General features: G+C 41.3%; 20 protein-coding genes and 1 pseudogene. 4 read left to right on the forward strand and 17 right to left on the reverse strand.

The genetic code is table 11. From position 1 onward, the window contains the following. Positions 1 to 34: 34 nt before the first annotated feature. The 3 genes from katG to CJ263_RS07555 all read right to left on the reverse strand — a co-directional run bounded on the left by katG (position 35) and on the right by CJ263_RS07555 (position 5,852). A complete protein-coding gene (gene katG, locus CJ263_RS07545) occupies positions 35 to 2,284 on the reverse strand; it encodes a catalase/peroxidase HPI (RefSeq protein ID WP_094996710.1) in 2,250 nt (749 codons plus the stop codon). 213 nt (positions 2,285 to 2,497) lie between these two features. Beyond that, on the reverse strand, positions 2,498 to 4,708 hold the full coding sequence (locus CJ263_RS07550; RefSeq protein ID WP_094996711.1) for a S8 family serine peptidase: 2,211 nt from the start codon (positions 4,706 to 4,708) through the stop codon (positions 2,498 to 2,500). Positions 4,709 to 4,874: 166 nt separating this feature from the next. After that, positions 4,875 to 5,852 (reverse strand): endonuclease/exonuclease/phosphatase family protein, encoded by a 978-nt coding sequence (locus tag CJ263_RS07555; RefSeq protein ID WP_094996712.1) that lies wholly within the window; start codon positions 5,850 to 5,852, stop codon positions 4,875 to 4,877. A 74-nt stretch (positions 5,853 to 5,926) separates the two neighbouring features. On the opposite strand from CJ263_RS07555, the gene hflX reads away from it, so the two are divergent. Then, complete coding sequence (gene hflX, locus CJ263_RS07560; RefSeq protein ID WP_094996713.1) at positions 5,927 to 7,141, forward strand: GTPase HflX; 1,215 nt, start codon at positions 5,927 to 5,929, stop codon at positions 7,139 to 7,141. Positions 7,142 to 7,403: 262 nt separating this feature from the next. Here hflX and CJ263_RS07565 read toward each other — a convergent pair whose 3' ends face one another. The 12 genes from CJ263_RS07565 to CJ263_RS07620 form a co-directional block, all read right to left on the reverse strand. After that, the gene (locus CJ263_RS07565; RefSeq protein ID WP_094996714.1) at positions 7,404 to 8,333 is read right to left on the reverse strand and encodes a DUF3078 domain-containing protein; all 930 of its coding nucleotides are present in this window, start codon (positions 8,331 to 8,333) and stop codon (positions 7,404 to 7,406) included. A 70-nt stretch (positions 8,334 to 8,403) separates the two neighbouring features. After that, positions 8,404 to 8,910 (reverse strand): DUF2480 family protein, encoded by a 507-nt coding sequence (locus tag CJ263_RS07570; RefSeq protein ID WP_094996715.1) that lies wholly within the window; start codon positions 8,908 to 8,910, stop codon positions 8,404 to 8,406. Between the two features lie 6 nt (positions 8,911 to 8,916). Then, entirely contained in the window at positions 8,917 to 9,249 is a 333-nt protein-coding gene (locus CJ263_RS07575; RefSeq protein WP_094996716.1) for a DUF59 domain-containing protein, read from the reverse strand. A 5-nt stretch (positions 9,250 to 9,254) separates the two neighbouring features. Next, positions 9,255 to 9,677, reverse strand: coding sequence for a SufE family protein (locus CJ263_RS07580; protein ID WP_094996717.1), 423 nt, complete (start codon positions 9,675 to 9,677; stop codon positions 9,255 to 9,257). Positions 9,678 to 9,750: 73 nt separating this feature from the next. Next, positions 9,751 to 10,965: an aminotransferase class V-fold PLP-dependent enzyme gene (locus CJ263_RS07585; protein WP_094996718.1), complete on the reverse strand. Its 1,215-nt coding sequence runs from the start codon at positions 10,963 to 10,965 to the stop codon at positions 9,751 to 9,753. Positions 10,966 to 11,040: 75 nt separating this feature from the next. Next, a complete protein-coding gene (locus CJ263_RS07590) occupies positions 11,041 to 11,658 on the reverse strand; it encodes an outer membrane protein (RefSeq protein WP_094996719.1) in 618 nt (205 codons plus the stop codon). Between the two features lie 181 nt (positions 11,659 to 11,839). Further along, positions 11,840 to 12,496, reverse strand: coding sequence for a porin family protein (locus CJ263_RS07595; protein ID WP_094996720.1), 657 nt, complete (start codon positions 12,494 to 12,496; stop codon positions 11,840 to 11,842). Positions 12,497 to 12,502: 6 nt separating this feature from the next. After that, positions 12,503 to 13,819 (reverse strand): Fe-S cluster assembly protein SufD, encoded by a 1,317-nt coding sequence (gene sufD, locus CJ263_RS07600; protein WP_094996721.1) that lies wholly within the window; start codon positions 13,817 to 13,819, stop codon positions 12,503 to 12,505. Positions 13,820 to 13,888: 69 nt separating this feature from the next. Continuing rightward, positions 13,889 to 14,641, reverse strand: coding sequence for a Fe-S cluster assembly ATPase SufC (gene sufC, locus CJ263_RS07605; protein WP_094996722.1), 753 nt, complete (start codon positions 14,639 to 14,641; stop codon positions 13,889 to 13,891). Positions 14,642 to 14,647: 6 nt separating this feature from the next. Next, positions 14,648 to 15,514 (reverse strand): N-acyl homoserine lactonase family protein, encoded by an 867-nt coding sequence (locus CJ263_RS07610; RefSeq protein ID WP_094996723.1) that lies wholly within the window; start codon positions 15,512 to 15,514, stop codon positions 14,648 to 14,650. Positions 15,515 to 15,589: 75 nt separating this feature from the next. After that, positions 15,590 to 17,035 carry a Fe-S cluster assembly protein SufB gene (gene sufB / locus CJ263_RS07615; RefSeq protein WP_094996724.1) on the reverse strand — a complete coding sequence of 482 codons (1,446 nt, stop codon included), beginning with the start codon at positions 17,033 to 17,035 and terminating at the stop codon, positions 15,590 to 15,592. Positions 17,036 to 17,074: 39 nt separating this feature from the next. Further along, entirely contained in the window at positions 17,075 to 17,404 is a 330-nt protein-coding gene (locus tag CJ263_RS07620) for a HesB/IscA family protein (RefSeq protein ID WP_094996725.1), read from the reverse strand. A 196-nt stretch (positions 17,405 to 17,600) separates the two neighbouring features. Here CJ263_RS07620 and thiL point away from each other — a divergent pair, with 196 nt between their 5' ends. Continuing rightward, positions 17,601 to 18,650, forward strand: coding sequence for a thiamine-phosphate kinase (thiL, locus tag CJ263_RS07625; protein WP_094996726.1), 1,050 nt, complete (start codon positions 17,601 to 17,603; stop codon positions 18,648 to 18,650). Positions 18,651 to 18,800: 150 nt separating this feature from the next. On the opposite strand, the gene CJ263_RS07630 is transcribed toward thiL, so the two are convergent. Then, a complete protein-coding gene (locus CJ263_RS07630) occupies positions 18,801 to 19,016 on the reverse strand; it encodes a hypothetical protein (protein WP_094996727.1) in 216 nt (71 codons plus the stop codon). 247 nt (positions 19,017 to 19,263) lie between these two features. Between CJ263_RS07630 and brnQ the strand changes: the two genes are divergently transcribed. Together brnQ and CJ263_RS07640 are read left to right on the forward strand one after the other, a co-directional pair. Further along, positions 19,264 to 20,574 carry a branched-chain amino acid transport system II carrier protein gene (gene brnQ, locus CJ263_RS07635; RefSeq protein WP_094996728.1) on the forward strand — a complete coding sequence of 437 codons (1,311 nt, stop codon included), beginning with the start codon at positions 19,264 to 19,266 and terminating at the stop codon, positions 20,572 to 20,574. An 83-nt stretch (positions 20,575 to 20,657) separates the two neighbouring features. Beyond that, positions 20,658 to 21,230: a hypothetical protein gene (locus tag CJ263_RS07640; RefSeq protein WP_094996729.1), complete on the forward strand. Its 573-nt coding sequence runs from the start codon at positions 20,658 to 20,660 to the stop codon at positions 21,228 to 21,230. Between the two features lie 215 nt (positions 21,231 to 21,445). Here CJ263_RS07640 and CJ263_RS07645 read toward each other — a convergent pair. Further along, positions 21,446 to 22,906 (reverse strand): annotated as a pseudogene (locus CJ263_RS07645) (IS1182 family transposase); the annotation flags it as partial. Positions 22,907 to 22,959: the final 53 nt, after the last annotated feature.

Consider the following 22,959-nt stretch of genomic DNA (forward strand, 5'->3'; position numbering starts at 1 on the left):
GCCCTTTTACTAAGGTATAAAGCTAGTCTGGTTACTATTTCAAATCAAACCTGTCCAAGTTCATCACTTTGGTCCATGCCTTTACAAAGTCCTTTACAAACTTTTCCTTGGCATCTGAAGTGGCGTATACTTCGGCTAGGGCCCTCAATTCTGAGTTAGATCCAAAAATCAAATCTACACGGGTTCCTGTCCATTTCTTTTCACCGGTTTTTCGGTCCGTTCCTTCAAAAAGGGTATCATCGTCTGAAATCGACTTCCAAGTGGTTCCCATATTTAAAAGGTTTACAAAGAAATCATTGGTCAGCTGGTCCTTCTTGTCTGTGAAAATACCATTATTGGAACCATCAGTATTGGTTCCTAACGAACGCATACCTCCAACCAATACAGTCATCTCAGGTGGTGTAAGCGTCAAAAGATTGGCGCGGTCCACCAATAGCGATTCTCCCTTTACGGAATATTTGTCCTTGGTAAAGTTCCTAAAGCCATCGGCCAATGGTTCCAAAGCCTCAAATGCTTCCACATCCGTGTCCTCTTGAGTCGCATCTGTTCTACCAGGTGAAAAAGGTACATCTATAGTATGTCCCGCATTATGTGCCGCTTTTTCCACGGCAGCGGTTCCAGCCAATACAACCAAGTCTGCAAAAGAGACTTTCTTATTTCCGGATTGTCCATCGTTAAACTCCTTCTGAATGCGTTCCAAAGTATCTATTACCTCAGCCAATTGCTGTGGATTATTGGCTTTCCAATTCCTTTGAGGCTCCAAACGGATTCGTCCGCCATTGGCTCCTCCACGTTTATCGGAATCCCTGTAAATGGAAGCTGCTCCCCATGCTGCCGAAACCATGCTGGAAAGCGATAGACCTGAAGCCAGAATGTTCTTTTTCAACTCCTGGATATCGGATTCATTAATTAATTCATGGTCAACCGCAGGAACAGGGTCTTGCCAAAGCAATTTTTCTTGGGGTACTTCTGGGCCTAAATACCGATCTACCGGTCCCATGTCCCTATGGGTCAATTTAAACCAAGCTCGTGCATACGCATCTTCAAACTCTTTAGGGTTCTCCAAGAAGTGTCTTGAGATTTTCTCATATTCCGGATCCATACGTAATGAAAGATCCGTGACCAACATAAAAGGTTGATGGGTCTTTCCTTCAATGTGGGCATCGGGAACAGTTCCTGCACCTGCATCCCCAACAGGCTTGTACTGCCAAGCTCCCGCCGGACTTTTGGTAAGTTCCCATTCAAACCCAAATAAGTTCTCTAAATACTTATGACTCCATTGGGTTGGGGTCTGTGTCCATGCACCTTCCAGGCCACTGGTAATGCTGTCCGCACCGGAACCACTACCATAATTATTTTTCCAGCCCAATCCCTGCAATGCAATATCCGCTGCAGCGGGTTCCGCTTCTACATATTTTTCAGGGTCTGCGGCACCATGCGTTTTTCCAAAGGTGTGACCCCCTGCGATCAATGCCACGGTCTCATAATCGTCCATCGCCATTCTACCAAAAGTCTCCCTGATATAATGTGCTGCCTCAACAGGATCTGGATTGGCATTATGTCCTTCCGGATTCACATAAATCAATCCCATATGGGCGGCTCCTAATGGATTTTCCAATTTATTGCCTTCTTCATCGTATCGTTCCTTGTTTCCTAACCATTCCGTTTCAGAACCCCAGTATACATCTTCCTCGGGTTGCCAGATATCCTCACGACCGCCTCCGAAGCCGAACATCTTCAAGCCCATGGACTCATGCGCCACATTACCGGCCAAAATCAACAAATCCGCCCAAGATATTTTCTTACCGTACTTCTGTTTGATAGGCCATAATAACAAACGTGCCTTATCCAAGTTGGCGTTGTCCGGCCAGCTATTCAGGGGAGCAAAACGTTGGTTTCCTGTGCTTCCACCACCTCGTCCATCGGAAATTCTATAGGTTCCGGCAGCATGCCAGGCCATACGGATGAAAAACGGACCGTAGTGTCCATAATCCGCTGGCCACCAATCTTGGCTATCGGTCATTAAATCCGTTAAGTCCTTTTTAAGTGCTGCCAAATCCAGTTTCTTGAATTCCTCCGCATAGTTAAAATCAGGATCCATTGGATCGGATTTGGAGGAGTGTAACCTCAATATGTTCAAATTCAACATATTTGGCCACCAATCTCTATTTGTGGTTCCTCCTCCGGCTGTTTGGTTCATTTGCCCGTTTAAAAAAGGGCAACCTGCCGCTCCAGAATCATTCACGTCCCAGGCTTCTCCATGGGGATTTTTCATATTATCCATTGTGTCTAAGTTTTATTAAGTTCGTCTATCCGTAAAATTACCAATTTAAGAGCTCTTTTATATAGTTATTTACTTGTTTTGATTTATTACAATATCAATTTTGTCTATAGATTTTGTAAAAAACAAGTACAAAAAAAAGACCTGACTTTCACTTGGTAAGTCAGGTCGATAGAAAAATGAATAGGTTCCGGGGGGATAGGGAAATTTACATGGCTAATTTTTAAAGAATTTGGTACTCTTGTATGTTCCTCCATCCATAACCTGAAGGATATACATGCCGGCAGCAAGGTCCGCCACTTGAATTGGTTCATTTTTTGCTTGCCCTACTTTTAATTCTATACCTGAGGCCGATACGATTCTGTACATCGCCGAATCACCAACTTCGGTCAGCAAACGAATTTGATTTACTGCAGGATTTGGAAATACAGAGAAATTAATTGTTGCCTCCGCACTTAATGTTTGATTCATATCCAAGGTACCTAGTGTTGTATCAATACCTTCAAAGGTGAACATGTACTCCATACTATATTCGGAAGCCATGTTTTGCGAACAAAATGTCCTTACCCGTATCACATAATTTTCGTTTAAAGTTAAATTGGTCAACATAGTTGAGCCGGTGGTTACATAGTCCGTAATCCATCTTTCCTCGTTTTCTTTTTTATATTGTATTTCGTACAATCCATTTGGAATTTCTTCCCATTCCAATAAAATTTGGTTATCCGTAGGATTATTTAAACTAAGATTGTCAGGTGCTTTCATAGTACATTCAGTTAACACTATTCCCGATACAAGTAGGGAAAAGTCTTGTTTTAGGTTCTTTAGACTACCTTTATGGCTTATGGTTATGGTATAGGAACCCTCTGCATCTGGAATTTCGATTTTCTCAAACGGATCTACTAAATTATCTCCTTTGCGTGCAGCCGCTTTTGGGTTCTTAGGGTCTAATTTCCATGGAAAGAATGTTTTCCCGTCTTGTGTAATTCTTATATCCAAGTCATTTACAAGCGCGGCCGTTGTATTGTTAAGCTCACCCCTATTGATATATTCCGACACAGGGTCTGTCCAAGAAATAGAGGCTACCAAAGGTTCTCCTTCCTTAGCCTTTACATTAAAGCTAAACGTTTCCCCATCTGACAAGCTATTTTCAGAGATATGACTACTAAAATCCTTTTGGTATAAAACCTCAGCGGCCCTTTTGGCATTCATTACACCCCATCCCATTTTATAATCTGGACCTTGTTCGTCTACATCATCTGCAGAATGTAAGGCCAATCCTTTTAATGTTGCCGCCTTTAAATAAGAGCCATAAAGCTGCTCATTGTATTGCTGTAATAGAAGTAATGCGCCCGTTACACCCGGAGTAGCCATTGATGTGCCGGCAGATACATCATAGCTGGTATTTCCTTTAGCATCCGTAGATAGTATAGAAGAACCATCACCGGCCAAATCTGGCTTTATTCTACCATCATCTACAGGACCAAAACTGCTATAGGCAGAAACCGTGGCTTCCTTTAGATTTCCGTTATTGTCAATTCTAGAATTAGATCCTGCAACGGTAAGTCCATTTTTTGCGACAGTAAAACCTAACATTAAATCAAATCCATCAGAGGAGGTTCCAAAAATGGGAGATTCATTATCTCCGCTGTGCCTAGCATTCCCTGCAGCCGTTACCATAAGATAATAAGGTGCGTTGTACATGATGTTGTCCCAATCCTGTGCCACTTTGATGTAGGACCCAAAATACCAATCCGGTACTCTGTCCGATTTTATTCCATAAGAATGGTTGGATAGCAATAGCCCATTTGCTGCCGCTTCGGTTACTTCTATTTTGTCCCTTGTCCAATCGTGCGACAGTACAGTGGCCCTATGGGCTACACCCTGCGCATCCCTCTTGATACCAGAAGAAATTAGACTTCCAGTGACCATGGTGGCATGGGCATCTATCTCGTTACTTCCATCGGCTACGCTTGCCCTAACATCGTATTCCTGATGCGTTGTAAGGGCAACACCAGCGTCCCAAACACCTACTTGCATTCCAAGCCCATCCAAATTTAAATCCAAGATTCCATTGGCATGTAAAGTGGAGGCTCTAGAAGTTTGACTGGCATTATCTGAATAAGTCTCATAATAAATGGGGCTTCCGTCCTGGCCTATTTCCTGTAATTCCACTTTTTTACCATTGGGAAGTACCTCCTTTAGTTTTAAATTATTTGCTTTGGCCATCGCTAGCGTTTTGGCCCTGCTTATTTCGTAGTCGAATTCTAGATCCACTTGCATAGACCCAATCTTTGAAAAATCATAATGTTCTTTAATCAAGGATTTTAATTCCGGGGATTGTGCACGAACAAGAGACATAACCGAAAAAAAGAACAATAGAAAACCCCAAAGGGTATTCCTATTGTTGGAGAGCTTTTGGTAGTCCATAACTTGGTAATTTATTGTAAGATTTGGACTACAATATTATTTAAAAAGAAGAATCCTTCAGTTAAAAAGAATTATTTATTCGACGAAATACATTCGTAACCATACCCTCTTGTTGTGAAAGTGCAATTTTTTGATGTTTATAGGAATATTCCTACTTAATAAAACATCATTTATTGTATTTAAGTATAATGTAAACGGGGAAATGATCACTATATCCTCCCAAGTATTTTCTTCCTGCAAAAGTCCTAAAAGGACTTCCTTTATACTTGCCCTTTAATTCTTTCAAAAACTCCTGATCAAAAATATTGGCAGTGTCAAAACTATGGCTGCCTTTCTCATACCTATAGAATCTATGTGATAAAATAATCTGATCAAAAAGGCTCCATATTTTTTTGTAACTGGCACTTCCCCTTGACCTAGGTACATGTAAACTTTCCATGGGATTATGCAATTCCGTTTGCTCTAGCAAGGTTTGAATACTTTTTGAAGATGGGTCATCATTAAAATCGCCCATAACTATAAAATTGGGGTTTTCTTCTTCCGCGGCGATTTCACCCATTTTAACCTTTACAACCTGGGCAGCTGTAATTCTTTTGTATTCTGTACTTTCCGACCCGTCTCTCCTAGAAGGCCAGTGATTTACAAAAAGATGGATTTTTTCTCCATTAAGAAGTCCGCATACATAAAGAATGTCACGGGTAGTATCACGTACCCCATCAGGATTGTCCACAAAAAGTGGAATAGCTTCCGAGGTTAGGACCTTAAAGTACTTCTGGTGATAAATAAGCCCCGTATCGATGCCTCTTTCATCTGGGGAATCAAAATGCACAAAATTGTAATCTACTGCTTCCAAAGGATGTGTTTGAATCAAATTCTTTAAAACCGAATTGTTCTCAACTTCCGCCACCCCAATAATTACCGGCGGATAGGTATTGGCAGGACGACCTATTCCATGAATGGTCTTGGCCAATTTTGATAATTTTTTGCGATACTTTTTAGGTGTCCATCGTTTAAAGCCTTCCGGTGTAAAATCCTCGTCCAAGGTTCTGGCGTTGTTCTCCGGATCAAAAAGGTTTTCCAAATTATAGAATGCGATGGTATATAAATCCTTAGATGTTTTCTTTTTAAAGAATGAAAATGGCATGTCCTTTTTTTAAGGGCCTTAAATTTACTAAAATAGCTTAGGTCCTTTTGTTTAATTTTGCACTTTGCGAATATATGTTAGAAAAGAAAACCACAGAATACGAAAAAGCCATCCTTATTGGTATAATCAATAGGGAACAAAACGAAGAGAAAGTAAACGAATATTTGGATGAGTTGGAGTTCCTTACCTATACTGCAGGTGGGGAAGTGGTAAAACGTTTTGTCCAAAAAGTGGATATTCCCAATCCTAAAACGCTCATTGGTAGCGGAAAAATGGAGGAGGTAGAACATTTTGTGGAGGAAAACGAAATAGGCTCTGTAATATTCGATGATGAGTTAAGCCCGGCCCAACAGCGTAATATTGAAAAGCAGTTGCGTTGTAAAATCATAGATCGTACCAGCCTCATCTTGGATATCTTTGCACAGCGTGCACAGACCAGTTATGCCAGAACTCAAGTAGAACTGGCCCAATATGAATATCTCTTACCGCGTCTAACTGGGTTGTGGACACACTTAGAACGGCAAAAAGGGGGGATAGGAATGCGCGGTCCCGGTGAAACGGAGATAGAGACGGATAGACGTATTGTTCGCGACCGTATTACATTACTTAAGAAAAAGCTCGAGAAGATAGATAGGCAAATGGAGACCCAGCGTGGCAATCGTGGATCGCTGGTGCGGGTTGCCCTGGTAGGTTATACCAACGTTGGGAAATCTACCTTAATGAACGTAATAAGCAAAAGTGATGTTTTTGCAGAAAACAAGCTTTTTGCCACCTTGGACACGACGGTTAGAAAAGTGGTTCTTGGAAACCTTCCCTTTCTATTAAGCGATACCGTTGGATTTATTAGAAAATTACCCACGCAATTGGTGGAAAGCTTTAAAAGTACCTTGGATGAAGTAAGGGAAGCGGATCTCCTCCTTCATGTGGTAGATATATCGCATCCACAATTTGAGGAACATATAGACTCCGTTAATCAGATTCTTTCCGAAATCAAAAGTTCCGACAAAAAGACCATTATGGTCTTTAACAAAATTGACCAATATAAAAACGAGGTCATTGAAGAAGATGATTTAATAACGGAGAAAACCTCAAGACATTTCACTATTGAGGAATGGAAACGTACTTGGATGGAAAAAGTAGGCGATAAGGCCCTTTTCATATCCGCATTGAACAAGGAAAACCTGGACGAGTTCAGAAAGCGGGTATACCATGAAGTTAGGGATATCCATGTAACGCGTTTTCCGTACAACAATTTCCTCTATCCAGAGAATCTGGACGAATATCAATAGGGTATTTATTGAACTATTATGTAGTTCATCGATCAAATCTACCCGCTTATATTTTACACCACATTTTGGGTTTGGTTCACAACATAAATGCTGCCCGAAAAAGGAGTTGGCCCTACCTTTACCTTGTGTTTAAGTGATAGTGTTGACCCCAAATCGATATTTAACTTCTTAAGCTAAAAGTAAAACCCCAAATTTTACGATACCTACTTAACCAAAAAGCCCTCCAAAAGGAGGGCTTTTTTATATTTATTTAATCGTTTGCCTAAAAAGCGTAGTTTAGACCAAAAAGCACGTAGGTCTGTAGGCTGTTATCGATATTATCAAATGTTGCATTCGCATCTGGAGTAGGTCCGTTCAAAGCATAGTTCAAGGCCTCTTGTTTATTATTTCTTAGACCAAATTCAAATCCAAGTCCAATACCGTTCCATAAGGTATATCCCAAAGAGTTGATCCAAGTGTAGTTGGAAAGGTCTCCACTCTTGTAGCTTTGGAACATGGAAAGATTGGTCTTAAAGTTCACCGCTCCTATTTTTCTTGTATAATCCGCTACAATCTTGGCTCCCAAGGAAGACTCAAAAATCGTATCATCACTGCTGAACACAAAGTTGTAGTTCAACGGGTGGATAACAATCACCATATCCGTTATAGGGGTCCATGTGGCACCCACACCTAAATCCAAATAGCCTGGATCGTTAAAGTTATTTAGAATCGTGGTCCTATATTCACCCAAGCCTGATATCGCGAATTTTTCACTTAATTTTCGACCGTATAAGGAAGATATGGTGAATACATCCGATGCCTGTCTAAAGCTATCATCATCGTTAGGGTCATCCTTGTCATCGAATTTTACCCAAGCAAGGTTTACGTTAAGCGAGTTTCTCCAAAAGAATTTATCTTGTTGTAGATTGGCGAATCCATTTACGGTAACACCAATATTTCCCGAGGAGTTATTGGGTGTACCTTGGGCATACCAGTTGTTAAAGTTGGTCAAATTGGCGCCAATGGTACCGAAGGCACCTTTTTTCCAGCCCGGAAGGGCATCGATTTTTGATTGAATGGCTTCTACCCTAGATTGGATAGCTGCAATAGAGTCCTTTTTAGGTCCCAATTGCTCTTTTAATTCTTCCTCTGTCTGCGCAATACCAAGAGCACAAACCAAAAGAAAAACAGTGGTGAATAAAACTTTTTTCATGATTTAGTGTTTATTTAAATTAGACACCAAAAGTACGAATAGTCACTTTTTTCACACAAATAATAAATGCTTATTTGCGTTTGTAAATGGGTACCGAAGAGCAAGCCTCCCCATACATGACGGACTTTGTAACTTCCTGTAATTTTTGGACCAAAAAGATGTAGGCGTTGGGGGGCACCGGTCTGTTACTGCACCCCTTAACTATTACAGGTTTATCCTTATAGTCTGAATAATCCAATTTTTCCAGAACACCGTAATACAGAGCTGTTTCCAAATCTTCAAGGGAGCCCTGCACAACACGTTTGGCATAAGGTCGTAATTTAGTGGCTGCCAACATAAAGGCCCACCCTGGGACAATGGCCTCGGTTGAACACGTGATGGCCACATAACTATTCTGATACTGGCTCCAATCATGTTCCTGTAACGCGTCCCTAAACTCCTTTTCCCTAAGAATTATTCCCTCGTAGAGCCAGTCCTTGATATCTAAAAGTTTCCTTTCTCCAGGAGGATAGAATTCCTCTAGGTTGAAAGTAACCAATTTGCTTTGGGCAACCCTATTTACAATTTCCTCCGCCATTGGTGCTTATAAAAGTCCGAGTTCCAGTTTGGCCTCTTCACTCATCAAGTCCTGGGTCCAAGGTGGATCAAAAGTTATTTCCACTTCGGCATCCTTGATCGCGTTTAAGGATTTTACCTTTTCCTCTACCTCTACGGGAAGGGTCTCCGCAACCGGACAATTTGGCGATGTCAATGTCATTAAAATTTTGACCTCGCTATCTTCATTTACCAATACATCGTAGATGAGACCAAGTTCATAAATATCCACAGGAATTTCCGGGTCATAAATGGTCTTTAATACCTTAACTATTTTCTCCCCTAGATCAGAGGTATCAGTTCCTACTATTTCTTCGCTCATAATTATTAGTTTATTTGGGTCTGGTAAGCCACCGCATATAGTTTCAACTGCTTTATCATACTCACCAATCCGTTTGCCCTTGTGGGCGATAAATGTTCTTTCAATCCAATTTCGTCAATAAAATGGGTATCCGCTTCAATGATGTCCTTGGGTTTTTGGTTGCTAAAAGCCCGTATTAATATGGCAATGATTCCCTTGGTGATAATGGCATCGCTATCCGCAGTAAAAATTAATTTATCATCTTGCAGCTCTGCATGTACCCATACCTTACTTTGGCAACCTTTAATGATATTGTCATCGGTCTTATAGGCATCATCGATCAATGGAAGGGATTTTCCAAGTTCAATCATATATTCATAGCGCTGCATCCAATCATCGAACATAGAAAATTCATCCACTATCTCGTTCTGTATCTCTTTTATTTCCATGAATCTCTTTTACACAAAAGTACGATAGGAATTGTTGGTAATCAAAAGTTTGGCCTTTCGCTAACAAATTTGGTCAAACCAGCATTTTTCTGGCCCTTTCTACCCCTGATACTAAAGTATCAATTTCCCCTTTTGTATTATAAAAACTAAAACTGGCCCTTACCGTACCTGGAATTTTATAGAAATCCATAATGGGTTGTGCGCAGTGATGCCCTGTTCTCACGGCAATACCCAATTTATCCAAAATCGTTCCTATATCGTAGGGATGAATACCATCGATATTAAAGGAAATGACGGAAGTTTTATTTTTAGCCGTACCATAAATTTTGAGTCCTTCTATCTTCAATAATTCTTGGGTAGCGTATAGCAGCAATTCATGCTCGTATTTGGCAATTTGGTCAAAACCAATGCTGTTCATGTAATCAATCGCAGCACCAAAAGCGATGCCTCCGCAAATATTTGGGGTTCCGGCCTCAAACTTATGGGGCAGGTCTGCATAGGTCGTTTTCTCAAAGGTAACTTCGGCAATCATTTCTCCCCCTCCTTGATACGGTGGTAATTTTTTTAACCATTCCTCTTTTCCATAAAGCATTCCTACTCCCGTGGGACCACACACTTTATGTGCAGAGCAGGTATAGAAATCGACATCCAATGCCTGTACATCCGCTACAATATGAGGAGCGGCCTGAGCGCCATCTATTAAAACTGCAGCCCCTACACTATGTGCCTTGTCGATTATTTTCTTAATGGGGTTGATAGTTCCCAAGGCATTGGAGACATGATTACAGAATACCAGTTTCGTTTTTTCGGACAGTAATTCATTGTACACATCCATCAACAATTCCCCTTCTTGGTTCATGGGAATAACCTTTAAAACAGCTCCTGTGCGCTCGCATAACATCTGCCAAGGAACTATGTTGGAATGGTGCTCCATAGCCGAAACCAAAATCTCGTCCCCCTTTTCAATTAGGGAAGAAAACCCATTGGCCACTAGATTGATACTATGTGTTGTACCGGAAGTAAATATCATTTCATGGGTTTTGGCCGCATTAAAGTGCTTCTGGATTTTTATCCTGGCCTGTTCATACTTGTCCGTCGCCTCTTGTGAAAGCGCATGTACACCTCTGTGGATATTGGCATTGTAATTTTCATAATAATCTACAATGACATCAATGACCTGTTTTGGTGTTTGTGAAGTTGCGGCATTATCCAAGTACACTAGAGGTTGGCCATTGACCTTTCTTTTAAGTATTGGAAAATCTTCGCGTATCTTATTAATATCTAGCATAGTCCATCTTCTTAAATACAAAGATACCCGATAAACAAGATATATCGGGTATTTGAATATTTAAAAGTTAATGCCTTAAAATCGAAAACCCACACCAGCTTTGAGTAGACTTACATTCTCATTAAAGTCGTAAGGGTAGGACTGTCCATTATAAATACTGGTACCTTTTCGGTTTAGACGAATATAATCATATTGAATCTGCACAAAAAACCTTCTTGTAATGTCATATGACAGTCCTAAATTGAGATTAAGACCCCCATCCGTTTCGCTAGTATCGGCATTAATTACGTTACCATCTTTATAATAAATATCATCTATTAAGACCGTGTATCCAATTGCTAATTGTGATTTTAGATTTGTCATTCCGGGAATTGTTATTTCCCCAAACATTTTAGGTTGCAAAAGAAAATGTTTGTTTTTATAAATGAATTCTTGATCGCCACTCCCACTACCATATGTAAAGCTGTCAAAGTTTTTTAAAAATGAGGTATTAAGTCCTGCACCTATTTGAACGGGCCCTATATACAAAAACCTATATTTAACGCCCAAATCAATTACCCCATTCGTTTCACCCATCCCTAATCCGGATGTCAAATTCAAGGGATAGTTCGCCTCAACACTCCATTTTTGGTCTTGAGCAAAAGAAAATAAAGAAATGAATACAAAAGCTGAAGTAATGAAAAACTGTTTCATAGAACATTGATTAGATTAGTTGTTAATTCGGCTAATGTAGATTTACAATTTTTAGGAAAATAAAAACGGTTTGTTAATTTTACTCAACAAACCGTTAATTGTAGCATAAATCCTTCTTAAGAAACCCGAGCTCTACATTCGTTTTGTCACCCTTAAAAAGCACTATTTTGCTTGGCATAATTCACCTAAATAGATAATTGAGCGATAACTGTATGGCAGCGTTGTAGTTCTGCGCTCCTTGAAGTTCATTTAACCTATTTCGAAGCCCTATGTAAAATCTTGGGGACAAGGATAAATTATCTTTCAATTGAAGGCCCAGTCCTACGGCCGCGCCATAGTCCAATTGAAAATCTCCGGAAATGGAAGATCTTCTTTCCAAATTGGAATCCTGATTCAAGTCTTTATTTTTTATTACCTGATTGAGCAAAAACCCAAACTGTGGACCGAATTCTACATCTATACGGTCAGTAAGTGCAAATTTTCCTAAAATAGGAATAGTAAGATAATTTAATTGAACATTGGTTCTAAAGTCATTTTCTTCTCCCACAGAACCATTGGTTTGAATGGCAGCTAAATCGGTACTGTATTGAAACCCTTGGGAAGAATATATCAATTCTGGCTGCAACTTAAATTTCTCGGAGAAATCGATTTCCATAAATATGCCTCCATGACCGGAAAATCTAAATTTTAACCCATCCGTAAGGTCACCCACGATGGAAGAATAATTGAATCCCCCCTTAACCCCAAAATGGGCTTCTTGTGAACTTACCCCTTGGTGTAATAACAAAAAAAGAGCCATTGTAAAAATGGCTCTTCTATATTGGTTAAATTTCTTCATGAAAGTCTATAAATCAAAGCCAAGGTTTACCCCAAGTTTATTGGCGATAAGCTTATTTATCCTAGTCTTTAATTCTGGAATGCGAACGGTTGCCAAAACATTGTTCGCAAAGGCATACATAAGCAGCGCTCTCGCCTCCTTTTTTGGAATTCCCCTGGTTTGCAAATAAAATAGGGCCTCTTCATCCAATTGCCCAATGGTACAACCGTGGGAACATTTTACGTCATCGGCAAAAATTTCCAATTGCGGCTTCGTGTTGATGGTGGCCTTATCACTGACCAAAATATTATTGTTTTGCTGAAAGGCATTCGTCTTCTGGGCAATCTTGTCCACAATGATTTTACCATTGAATACCCCGGTAGAATTTTCACCATAAATTCCTTTATAATCTTGGTGACTTTCGCAATTGGGTTCTATATGATGTACCAAAGTATGGTGGTCTACATGCTGCTTATCCCCCAGTATAGTAACACCTTTCATAGTTGAATCTATATATTCCCCGTTTTGATAGAAATTAAGGTTGTTACGAGTTAATTTTCCGCCGAAGGAAAAAGTATGGATCTTAACAACACTCTTCCTTTTTTGATTGATATAGGTGTTATCGATCAAGGAAGCTGTGGAGGCATCATTCTGAATCTTATAATAATCCACGATTCCATTCTCCGCGGCAAAAATTTCTGTTACAGAATTGGTCAACACTTCGTTTGTTGTCAAACTTTGGTGCCGTTCAATAATTTGGACTTCGGCATTTTCCTCTACCACGACCAAATTTCTCGGTTGTAACATCAATGATGCCTCGTTGCCCGTAGCAAAATGTAAAATTTCAATAGGCTTTTTGGGCATTTTATTTTTTGGGATATAAATATAGGCTCCCTCCCTACTAAATGCCGTATTCAAGGTCGTTAAGGATTCATCCTTTGAGGCTACCTTGTTAAAATACACATCGATTACTTGTTGGTACATGGGTTTGCTCAAAGCGGCGCTCATCAAACAGATATCCACGCCATCATGGGTGGTTTCCGAAAGATAGGAGCTATAAATGCCATCTATAAATACGATTTTATAAGTATCTATCTCGTGTAAAAAATACTTTTTGACATCCTTGTATTCCAGAGCATTTTCTTCCTTTGGAAAAATGCTGAAATCTACCTTCTGAAGGCTGTTCAACGATGTATATTTCCATGCTTCTTCCTTTTTCGTGGGAAAGCCCTTTTCCTCAAAGTTTTTTATCGCTTCCATGCGCACATCATGAACGGGATGCTCTACATCCACGTTGTTCTCGAATGCCATAAAGGAAGAAATCAATTTATCTTTTAAATCCATGTTGTATTGTTTTAAGTAATTGGCATAAAGTATTTAAGAGTTGTCACTCGCTACCTTGTCCCCAATACTTTAAATTGCAGCCTCCTGCTTTAACCAGTCGTATCCTTTTTCTTCTAACTCCAGAGCCAATTCCTTACCTCCGGACTTCACAATTTTACCATCGTGCAATACGTGAACAAAATCGGGAACTATATAATCCAACAATCGTTGATAATGTGTAATTACGATTACGGCGTTATCCTTACTCTTTAACTTATTGACCCCATTCGCAACGATACGTAAGGCGTCAATATCGAGACCGGAATCCGTTTCGTCCAAAATAGCCACCTTGGGCTCTAACATGGCCAATTGAAAAATCTCGTTACGCTTCTTTTCGCCTCCGGAAAAACCTTCATTCAACGATCTCGATAAAAATTTGCGGTCAATTTCCAACATCTCCGATTTATCCCGTATCAACTTCAACATTTCGTTGGCGGGCATATCCTCCAATCCCTTGGCCTTTCTGGACTCATTGATGGCCGTTTTCATAAAGTTGGTAACCGATACTCCAGGAATTTCCACAGGATATTGAAAGGAAAGGAAAATACCTTTATGTGCCCTTTCTTCCGGAGCCACATCCTCCAAATCCTCACCTTCCAACTCCACGGAACCCTTTGTGACCTCAAATTCTTCTTTCCCGGCTATGACTTCGGCCAAGGTGCTTTTTCCTGAACCATTAGGTCCCATAATAGCATGTACCTCACCTGCTTTTACTTCAAGGTTTATTCCCTTTAATATCTCCTTGTCCTCTACCTGCGCATGCAGGTCAATAATTTTCAACATAATCTGTTACTTTAAATATTTCGGTGCCTTTGGCATTTTATTAAAATCTTCTTTTTGATGTTGTACATATACTTTGGCATTCTTCTCCTTTGCAAAGGCTTCAAAAGCATCCATACTTGCCAAGGTTTGTGCTACATCATAATTAAAACTGGGAACTCTTTTGTGCTCCCTATTTTCGTAAAGGTGATACAAATCCCCTGTTAAAAGCGTAGGTCCGTTTTCGGGTAAATCCAAAAACAGTACTTGATGCCCGGGAGTGTGTCCTGGCATGGATTTCATAATCACCGTTCCATCCCCAAATACATCATACTCCCCTTCTATTTTTTGAATTTTGTCCAATTCCTGTATCGCCTCATAAACTCCCTCTCCACTATTTTTAACTTCCTCACTGGTGATAAAATCATATTCCGGACCTTGAACCAACCAAGTGGTATTTTTCATGGTGTTTGCATGCCCACTATGATCAAAATGGGTGTGCGAAAGTGCCATGTAATCAATATCGTCAGGGGTCATTCCTATTTTTTTCAATTGATTTACTACGGAATCCTTCCTAGAAACAGTAAACGCTCCTGAAGGATCCGTATACTCGGGCTGACCTACCAACATTTGTGGTAAACCGGCATCCCACATTAAAGTCCCTTTGGGATGAACAATTACGTAAAAAGGATCGGCAAACTCCTTGGTCTGACCTTGATACGTGGTGTCTTGGGAAAATAGCTCCAAGTTATTGACCATCACCGTACCTCCATCAAACGTATAAAGTTTAATCTCTGGTGCAGGTGCCTCAGCAACCTCGGCTTTCTCCTCTTTCTTGGTTTCCTTGCAGGAAAGGAATCCAATTAAAACTGCAGTAAACAAGAAAAATCTTTTCATAAATTTCTATACTAACTAATTAAACAATCAATGAATGACCTCTCGACTGCAATCGAAGGGACATCCCGTAACCATTTATCCTACGGAACCTTCTAAACTGATTTCCAATAATTTTTGGGCCTCAACGGCAAATTCCATGGGCAGCTTGTTCAATACCTCCTTGCTGAATCCGTTTACGATCAAGGCGATGGCCTTTTCCGTATCGATACCACGTTGATTGCAATAGAAAATTTGGTCTTCCCCAATTTTACTGGTCGTAGCCTCATGCTCTATTTGGGCCGTTTTATTTTTTGCTTCGATATATGGGAACGTATGGGCCCCACATTCGTTACCCATCAACAAGGAATCACATTGCGAAAAGTTACGTGCATTGTCCGCACGACTGTTGATCTGTACTAGACCCCTGTAACTATTCTGTGATTTACCTGCCGATATTCCTTTTGAAATGATGGTACTCTTGGTGTTTTTCCCCAAGTGAATCATTTTTGTCCCCGTATCCGCCTGTTGGTAATTATTGGTAACCGCAATGGAATAAAACTCACCAATGGAGTTGTCCCCCTTTAGGATACAAGAAGGATATTTCCATGTTACGGCGGAACCTGTCTCCACCTGGGTCCAGGAAATTTTCGCATTCTTCTCGCAAAGTCCGCGCTTGGTCACAAAATTATAAACCCCACCTTTACCATCTTTGCCTCCGGGAAACCAGTTTTGGACCGTGGAATATTTTATTTCAGCATCGTCCAAGGCAATGAGCTCCACAACGGCAGCATGCAATTGGTTCTCGTCCCTTGACGGAGCGGTACACCCTTCCAAATAACTTACATAACTTCCCTCATCCGCTATAACCAACGTTCTTTCGAACTGTCCTGTGCCTGCTTGGTTTATTCTAAAATAAGTGGACAGTTCCATAGGGCATCGCACTCCTTTTGGGATATAGCAAAAACTACCATCGGAAAAAACGGCGGAATTCAAGGCCGCATAGAAGTTATCCTTTTTGGGAACTACTGTACCTATATATTTTTTGACCAATTCAGGGTGTTCCTTTATCGCTTCGGAAATGGAACAAAAAATAATCCCTTTCTCTGCCAAGGTCTTCTTAAAAGTAGTAGCTACCGAAACGGAATCCATTACAATATCTACGGCAACCCCTGCCAGTTTCTTTTGCTCGTCTATGGAGATACCCAGTTTTTTGAACGTGTCCAATAATTCTGGATCCACCTCATCCAAACTATTGTATTTTGGCTTTTTGTTTGGTGCGGAATAATAGGAAATAGCCTGGAAATCCGGCTTTTTATACCTAACATTTGCCCATTCCGGTTCTTCCATTTCCTTCCAGGCCTTGAACGCTTCCAAGCGCCATTGGGTCATCCAATCCGGTTCGCCCTTCTTTTTGGAAATGGCAATAATCACTTCCTCGTTTAGTCCTATCGGAAAGGTATCCGATTCTATGTCCGTATAGAAACCATACTCGTATTCCTTGGTTTCCAGTTCTTTTTTTAATTCCTCTTCAGTATATGCCATATATGTTCAATTAGACAATTGTCACATAACAATTATCAATTATAATGAAAAACTCTCCCCGCATCCACAAGTGCGCTGGGCGTTAGGATTGTTAAAGACAAAGCCTTTTCCGTTCAACCCCCCGGAATATTCCAGGGTGGTTCCCACTAAATATAGAAAGCTCTTTTTGTCCACGATAATGCGAACATCGTTGTCTTCAAAAACCTTGTCCGTTTCGTCCATTTTATTGTCAAAGTTGAGCTCATAGGACAAACCGCTACAGCCTCCACTCTTTACGCCCACCCTAACATAATCCTTGGAAGCATCGAACCCTTCCTCTTCCATAAGGGTTCTTACCTTCTTTTTTGCCGTTTCCGATACTTGTATCATATCTTAAAATGGATTAATTATAAATAGTTTACAAATATACTTCATTGATAGGTTTTAACAATAGAACCTAACATTATTATAACGTATAAAACTATAGGGGTTTTCTATGTGGTTTTCGCCTTATACTTTCAATAAAACAAGTTCATTATAGCAACAAATGGTCTAAGAAATAAAATATCCTGTTTACTTTTGCAACATGCTAGAAGACAAGAATAAAGAAAGGACCTCCTTGGAGAAATTGGGTGAGTTCGAACTTATTGACCATCTGACACAACATTTTACCCTAAATCATCCCTCTAGCCTAAAAGGCGTGGGCGATGATGCTGCGGTGCTCGACTTTCAACATAAAAAAACGGTACTTTCTACCGATCTGCTGGTAGAAGGTGTGCATTTTGACTTAAGCTACATGCCGTTAAAGCATTTGGGATACAAATCCGTGATGGTAAACCTCTCGGATATCTATGCCATGAACGCAAAGGCCACCCAAATAACGGTGTCCCTTGCTGTCTCCAACCGTTTTCCTCTGGAGGCCTTGGAAGAACTATATGCAGGCATCCATCTCGCTTGCAAAACCTATAATGTGGACATGATCGGGGGCGATACCACCTCTTCCAAAACGGGTATGCTGATCAGTGTCACTGCTCTTGGTGAGGCCGAAGAAGACAAAATCACATATCGTTCAGGTGCCAAAGAAAATGATTTATTGGTGGTTTCAGGCGATCTGGGCGGAGCCTATATGGGACTGCAAGTACTGGAGCGGGAAAAAGAGGTTTTTAAGGTAAACCCGAACAATCAGCCCGATTTGGAACCGTATTCCTACATCGTGGAGCGACAGTTAAAACCGGAAGCGCGCAAGGATATTGTAGAATTGCTTGAAAAACTGGAAGTCACTCCAACGTCCATGATCGATATCAGTGACGGACTCTCTTCCGAAATATTGCACTTATGCAAAAACAGTGAGGTAGGCTGTGCACTGTACGAAAATAAAATTCCGTTAGATCCAACGGTTATTTCTACCTGTGAGGAATTTAAAATGGACGGCACCATGATCGCCCTTAGCGGGGGTGAGGACTACGAATTGTTGTTTACGATAGATCAGGCCGATTTTCCAAAAATCAAGGGGAATCCCAACCTAACGGTGATTGGGCATATGACCGATAAATCCGGTGGTGCAAACTTGGTAACTAGGGCAGAAACTTTGATTCCTTTAAAGGCACAGGGATGGAACTCCTTTCAGTCGGAATAAAAAAATCCTGGAAAAAAGCGCGATTCTTTCCTTAACCGTTGTGGGGCATACGACAGGTAAGAATTAAAGATGCTTACTTAATTTCCAGGAATTCGGTCATAGGTTTCGCGCCACAAGATGACGGAAACCAAGTATTTTTTAAAATAGGCGTTATGCTACTTGATGCTCGCTATGCCTGTTTTGGTATATACGCTCCAAAGTTCTGTTGATATCCTGTAGTTCTGGGGTAAGAATGGATAAGTTACCAGTTACATCCGTAGTTACTTCTTTGCGACAATGGATGCATTTGTATTCCTTGATGTGGGACGTTACCTTTTTGGAGACTGCGTAATGGTGGCCAAAAATGCTGCAGAAAAGTTTTTTCATGCCTTAGGATTTTTAGGTTTACATTTAGTACGATTTGGGAATCGGTAAAAATGTTGGTTTGTTATTAGATTTCCGTTTTGCAATTATGAGAACGAAGCGTTTTCAATAATATTTGTTAAAGTATACCTTTTTAACCACCTGAACCATAATTTGTTGTGATGTGGACAAAACTTGTGGTCAACCTTAAAATTTTATGGGTCTTGATTTTTTAAACTTCCCCATACATCTTTTTAACTATCTTCCGCCTATGATATCAAAACGGCTTGAAAGCAAGGAAATATGGGTCACGGCTTTTGCCCTTTTTTCGCTGTTCTTTGGTGCCGGCAACTTAATCTTGCCGCCCCAACTCGGTTTAAAATCGGGTGAACTTTGGTGGTTGGTTACCTTGGGGTTTTGTACCTCTGCTGTCTTGATTCCTATTCTTGGTATATTGGCCCACGCCAAACTACAGGGAACCATCTTTGATTTTGGGAAAAAAGTTTCGCCCACTTTTTCCCTGATCTACTCGTTACTTGTATATGCTATTGCCATAGGCCTGCCAGCACCCAGAACGGCCTCGGTAACCCATGAAATGGCCGTTGCCCCTTTTTTTGATAGTTCGCCCTGGCTCACCAGCATGCTATATTTTGCCTTGGTGTTTGTTTTTGTCATGAACCGATCTAAAATTCTGGACCTCATTGGCAAACTGTTGACCCCGGCCATATTTCTTATTTTAATAGGCATCATTGGGGTCATTACCTTTTCGCTGGATTATGATTTTGCCCACAGCACTATGGAAAATACCCTTACAACCGGTATTTTGGAGGGCTACCAAACCTTTGATGCTATTGGAGCCGTTGTTGTAGGTGGCGTCATTATAGTCTCTATAAACATTAGGCACAAGAAAAAAATTTATGCAGAAAAGAAGACCTTGATCCGCAAAGCGGGATGGCTTGCCGGGTTGGCCCTTTTTCTAATCTATATGGGGCTCATCCTTTCCGGAGCCTTATCACATTCGCTTTTTGACTTGGATATTTCCAGGACGGAACTCCTTTCGGGATTAGCGACCGAAGCCTTGGGCCATTACGGCAATCTGTTGTTGAGTATTTTGGTGGCACTGGCCTGTTTCACCACTGCCGTAGGAATTGTTACCGGAACCTCGGATTTTATACGATCACGATTTCAAGATTCCCAAAAAGCGTATACCATCACAGCTATCCTGGGCTGTATTCTAGGGGTCGTTATGGGGCAATTTAATGTGGACTATATTATTGCCGTAGCCTTACCGGCTTTAATGATCATTTACCCCATTACGATTGTTTTGATATTGCTGAACATAGTCCCGGAAAAATACGCTTCCCCAACAGTTTTTAAAGCGGTCGTTTGGACGACCATCGTTTTTAGTATCCCGGATTTTCTGGGAAGCATTGGAAGCCCCCTAAATCCCAAAGGAGGAATACTCGAATGGATACCTCTACAACAATATAGTTTAGGATGGGTGTTGCCGGCTTTGGTGGTTTTTGTTGTAGGGAATAGTATTCTTTATTTTAAGGTTCAAAAAAGAAATAAGACGGAATAAGTATCTTAGTTCCGCATGTAAAAGAAGTATAGATCATTAATGATCTATATACAATTGTTAGCCAACATTTAAAAAACTATTATTTGCAAAAATTAAAACCCCTTCTCTCAATAAAAGAAATTGGACCATTAAGGTTCTATTCTGGAATTGTTGTTGGAATAGGTTATGGAATACTTACCAATCTATGGTTTAGATTGTCGGACAAGGCAATTTTGGTATTGTCGGATTTAAGGAATAGAAATGCGATATTGGTTACAGACTTGACATTTGATCTGTATAATTCACTATTAATCACCCTAACATGTGCAACCCTTGGATTTTGCTTTACAATGTTCATATGGTCAAGTAAGCCGCTATATGGTGCTCGAAAAAGGACTTTAAAAATGAGGGTTTCTCATGCAAATAGTATTTTTCAATGCATGCTCATTCTTTTCGTATTTACAAAGTTTCTCACTTTTGATACATCACTAAAATATGACGGATTTGGAATTGACTTAAAGGAAAGCTTCGGCTATTTTCCTTTTGCTTTGCCTCTGTCCATCTTCCTTTATAATTGGTTGACCATTTCGAGGATTTACAAAACTGGTAAGTACTTGTTATTATCTGGACTTTTTACAATAATTTTTGGAGTAATAATGCTAATAATAAATACGTGAGCTAACACCGGTAACCGTTGCGCAAGCCCTTGAACAGCAAAAAAGAGACCTCTTTTAAGCCCTTTTTAGGGGCTTTTTATTTTTAGGACGACCGGGCAATCTAGATTTTTGGGCAACCCTACAAGTGTTCTTTCAAGTTCTTGGCACCCGTTTTTTATAAAAAATAACAAAGCAAGTTTCCCCGCCCCGCTCCCGATAGCTATCGGGATGGAACGTTTTTGGTCGAATTTCAGGTATTTTTTCAGGTTGTACGCGATTGCCGAGAGGTGCATCGCCTTGTTGGCCTGTTTCAATCCTATGGTATTTATCTTCCTGAGCCCCATAAACTGGGTAAGGGTGCCGAAAACGGGCTCGACCGTGCTCTGCCGTTTGCCCTTCATATACCTGCCCTGTGGGCCCTCGACCCGGGCAATGTTCCTTTCGTACTCGGCCCGGTAATAGGTAACGGTGAACTTCTTTTCCTGTGCGCTTTTGCCCAGGCACCGTGCCCGTAAGGGACAGCCAAGGCAGACATGCTTTCTTGCGCGGTACTCCTTCTTCTTTGTCTTGGTGCGGTAATCCAAAAACACTTTGGTAAATGGTATCACCTTGCCCTGTGGACAGATATAATGATCTTCCGTATTGTTATAGGTGAACCCGTCCGGACCACCCTTGTACGTGCCATGGGGCGGGATGAAGCTCTTCAGTCCCCGGGCTTCCAGAAAGGCGTAGTTCTCCCCACTGCTGTAACCGGTGTCCGCTACGCAGTTCTCCCATACCAGGCCTTCTTTCCAGAGCCTGCGTTTTACGCGCTTTACGATGTCCGGGAGGTGTTGGTTGTCCTTCCCGTCCGCATGGTAGGCCCTGATGTCCGTAATGACGTGGTGGGCCGTATCAACGCTCAGTTGGCCCAGGTAGTTCAGCTTTCTCGCCTTGCCCGGTTTTACGCTTATACGCGCATCGGGGTCCGTGGGGCTGTAATGTGTTTTGTTACTGGTATACTTGGCCCCCTTGTTACCGGCCCCCGGCCGTTGGTCCTGGTCCTTCGCCCACTTCTTGTTGCGGCCCTTTATGGCGGAGAGCTCATTGGCGTTGGCGGTAACACTTCGTTGTCCTTTATCGGACCTGTCGCCCTTGCTCTTGCGGTGGGGCACTTCTTTATCCATCGAACTAAGGACCCGCACCTTCCGCAGGTGTTCTTGCAGCTCTTCCTCCGGTACCTTCAGTTCCAAGGTATCCATGCTCGCGTTCGCCTTTACCGGCGCACTGTCGATCGCCTGGGTATGCCCGCTGACCATACCCTTGTCCGCGCACATACTCAAAACCTTGGTGAAGACTTCCTCGAACACACTTTCCGGGAACAGTTGGCGCGTACGGCTTATCGTAGAATGCCATGGCAGCTCCTCGTCGATATCGTAGCCGATAAAGTAAAGGACGTCCAAGCGCATCGAACAATGGTCGATCAGCTTGCGGTCGCTGATAATGTTCTCCAGATAGCCCACAAGGCACAGTTTGAAGAAGACCACCGGGTCGATGCTCTTCTGGCCGCTTTCGCCATAATACCCCTTGGTCAAAGGGTAGAGAAAGTCAAGGTCCAAAGCCCCTTTCAAACGCCTGTAGAAATTGTTCTCGGGTATACGCTCGCTCAACTGGAAATGTGCGAACAGTTTTTCCTGGTAATCCTTTTTTCCCTGCATACCTAAAGTTACGATCGATCTACCGAACGGCAATGATCAAGACCGTTTTTTTC

Source organism: Maribacter cobaltidurans, from assembly GCF_002269385.1.
GTDB classification, from domain to species: domain Bacteria; phylum Bacteroidota; class Bacteroidia; order Flavobacteriales; family Flavobacteriaceae; genus Maribacter; species Maribacter cobaltidurans.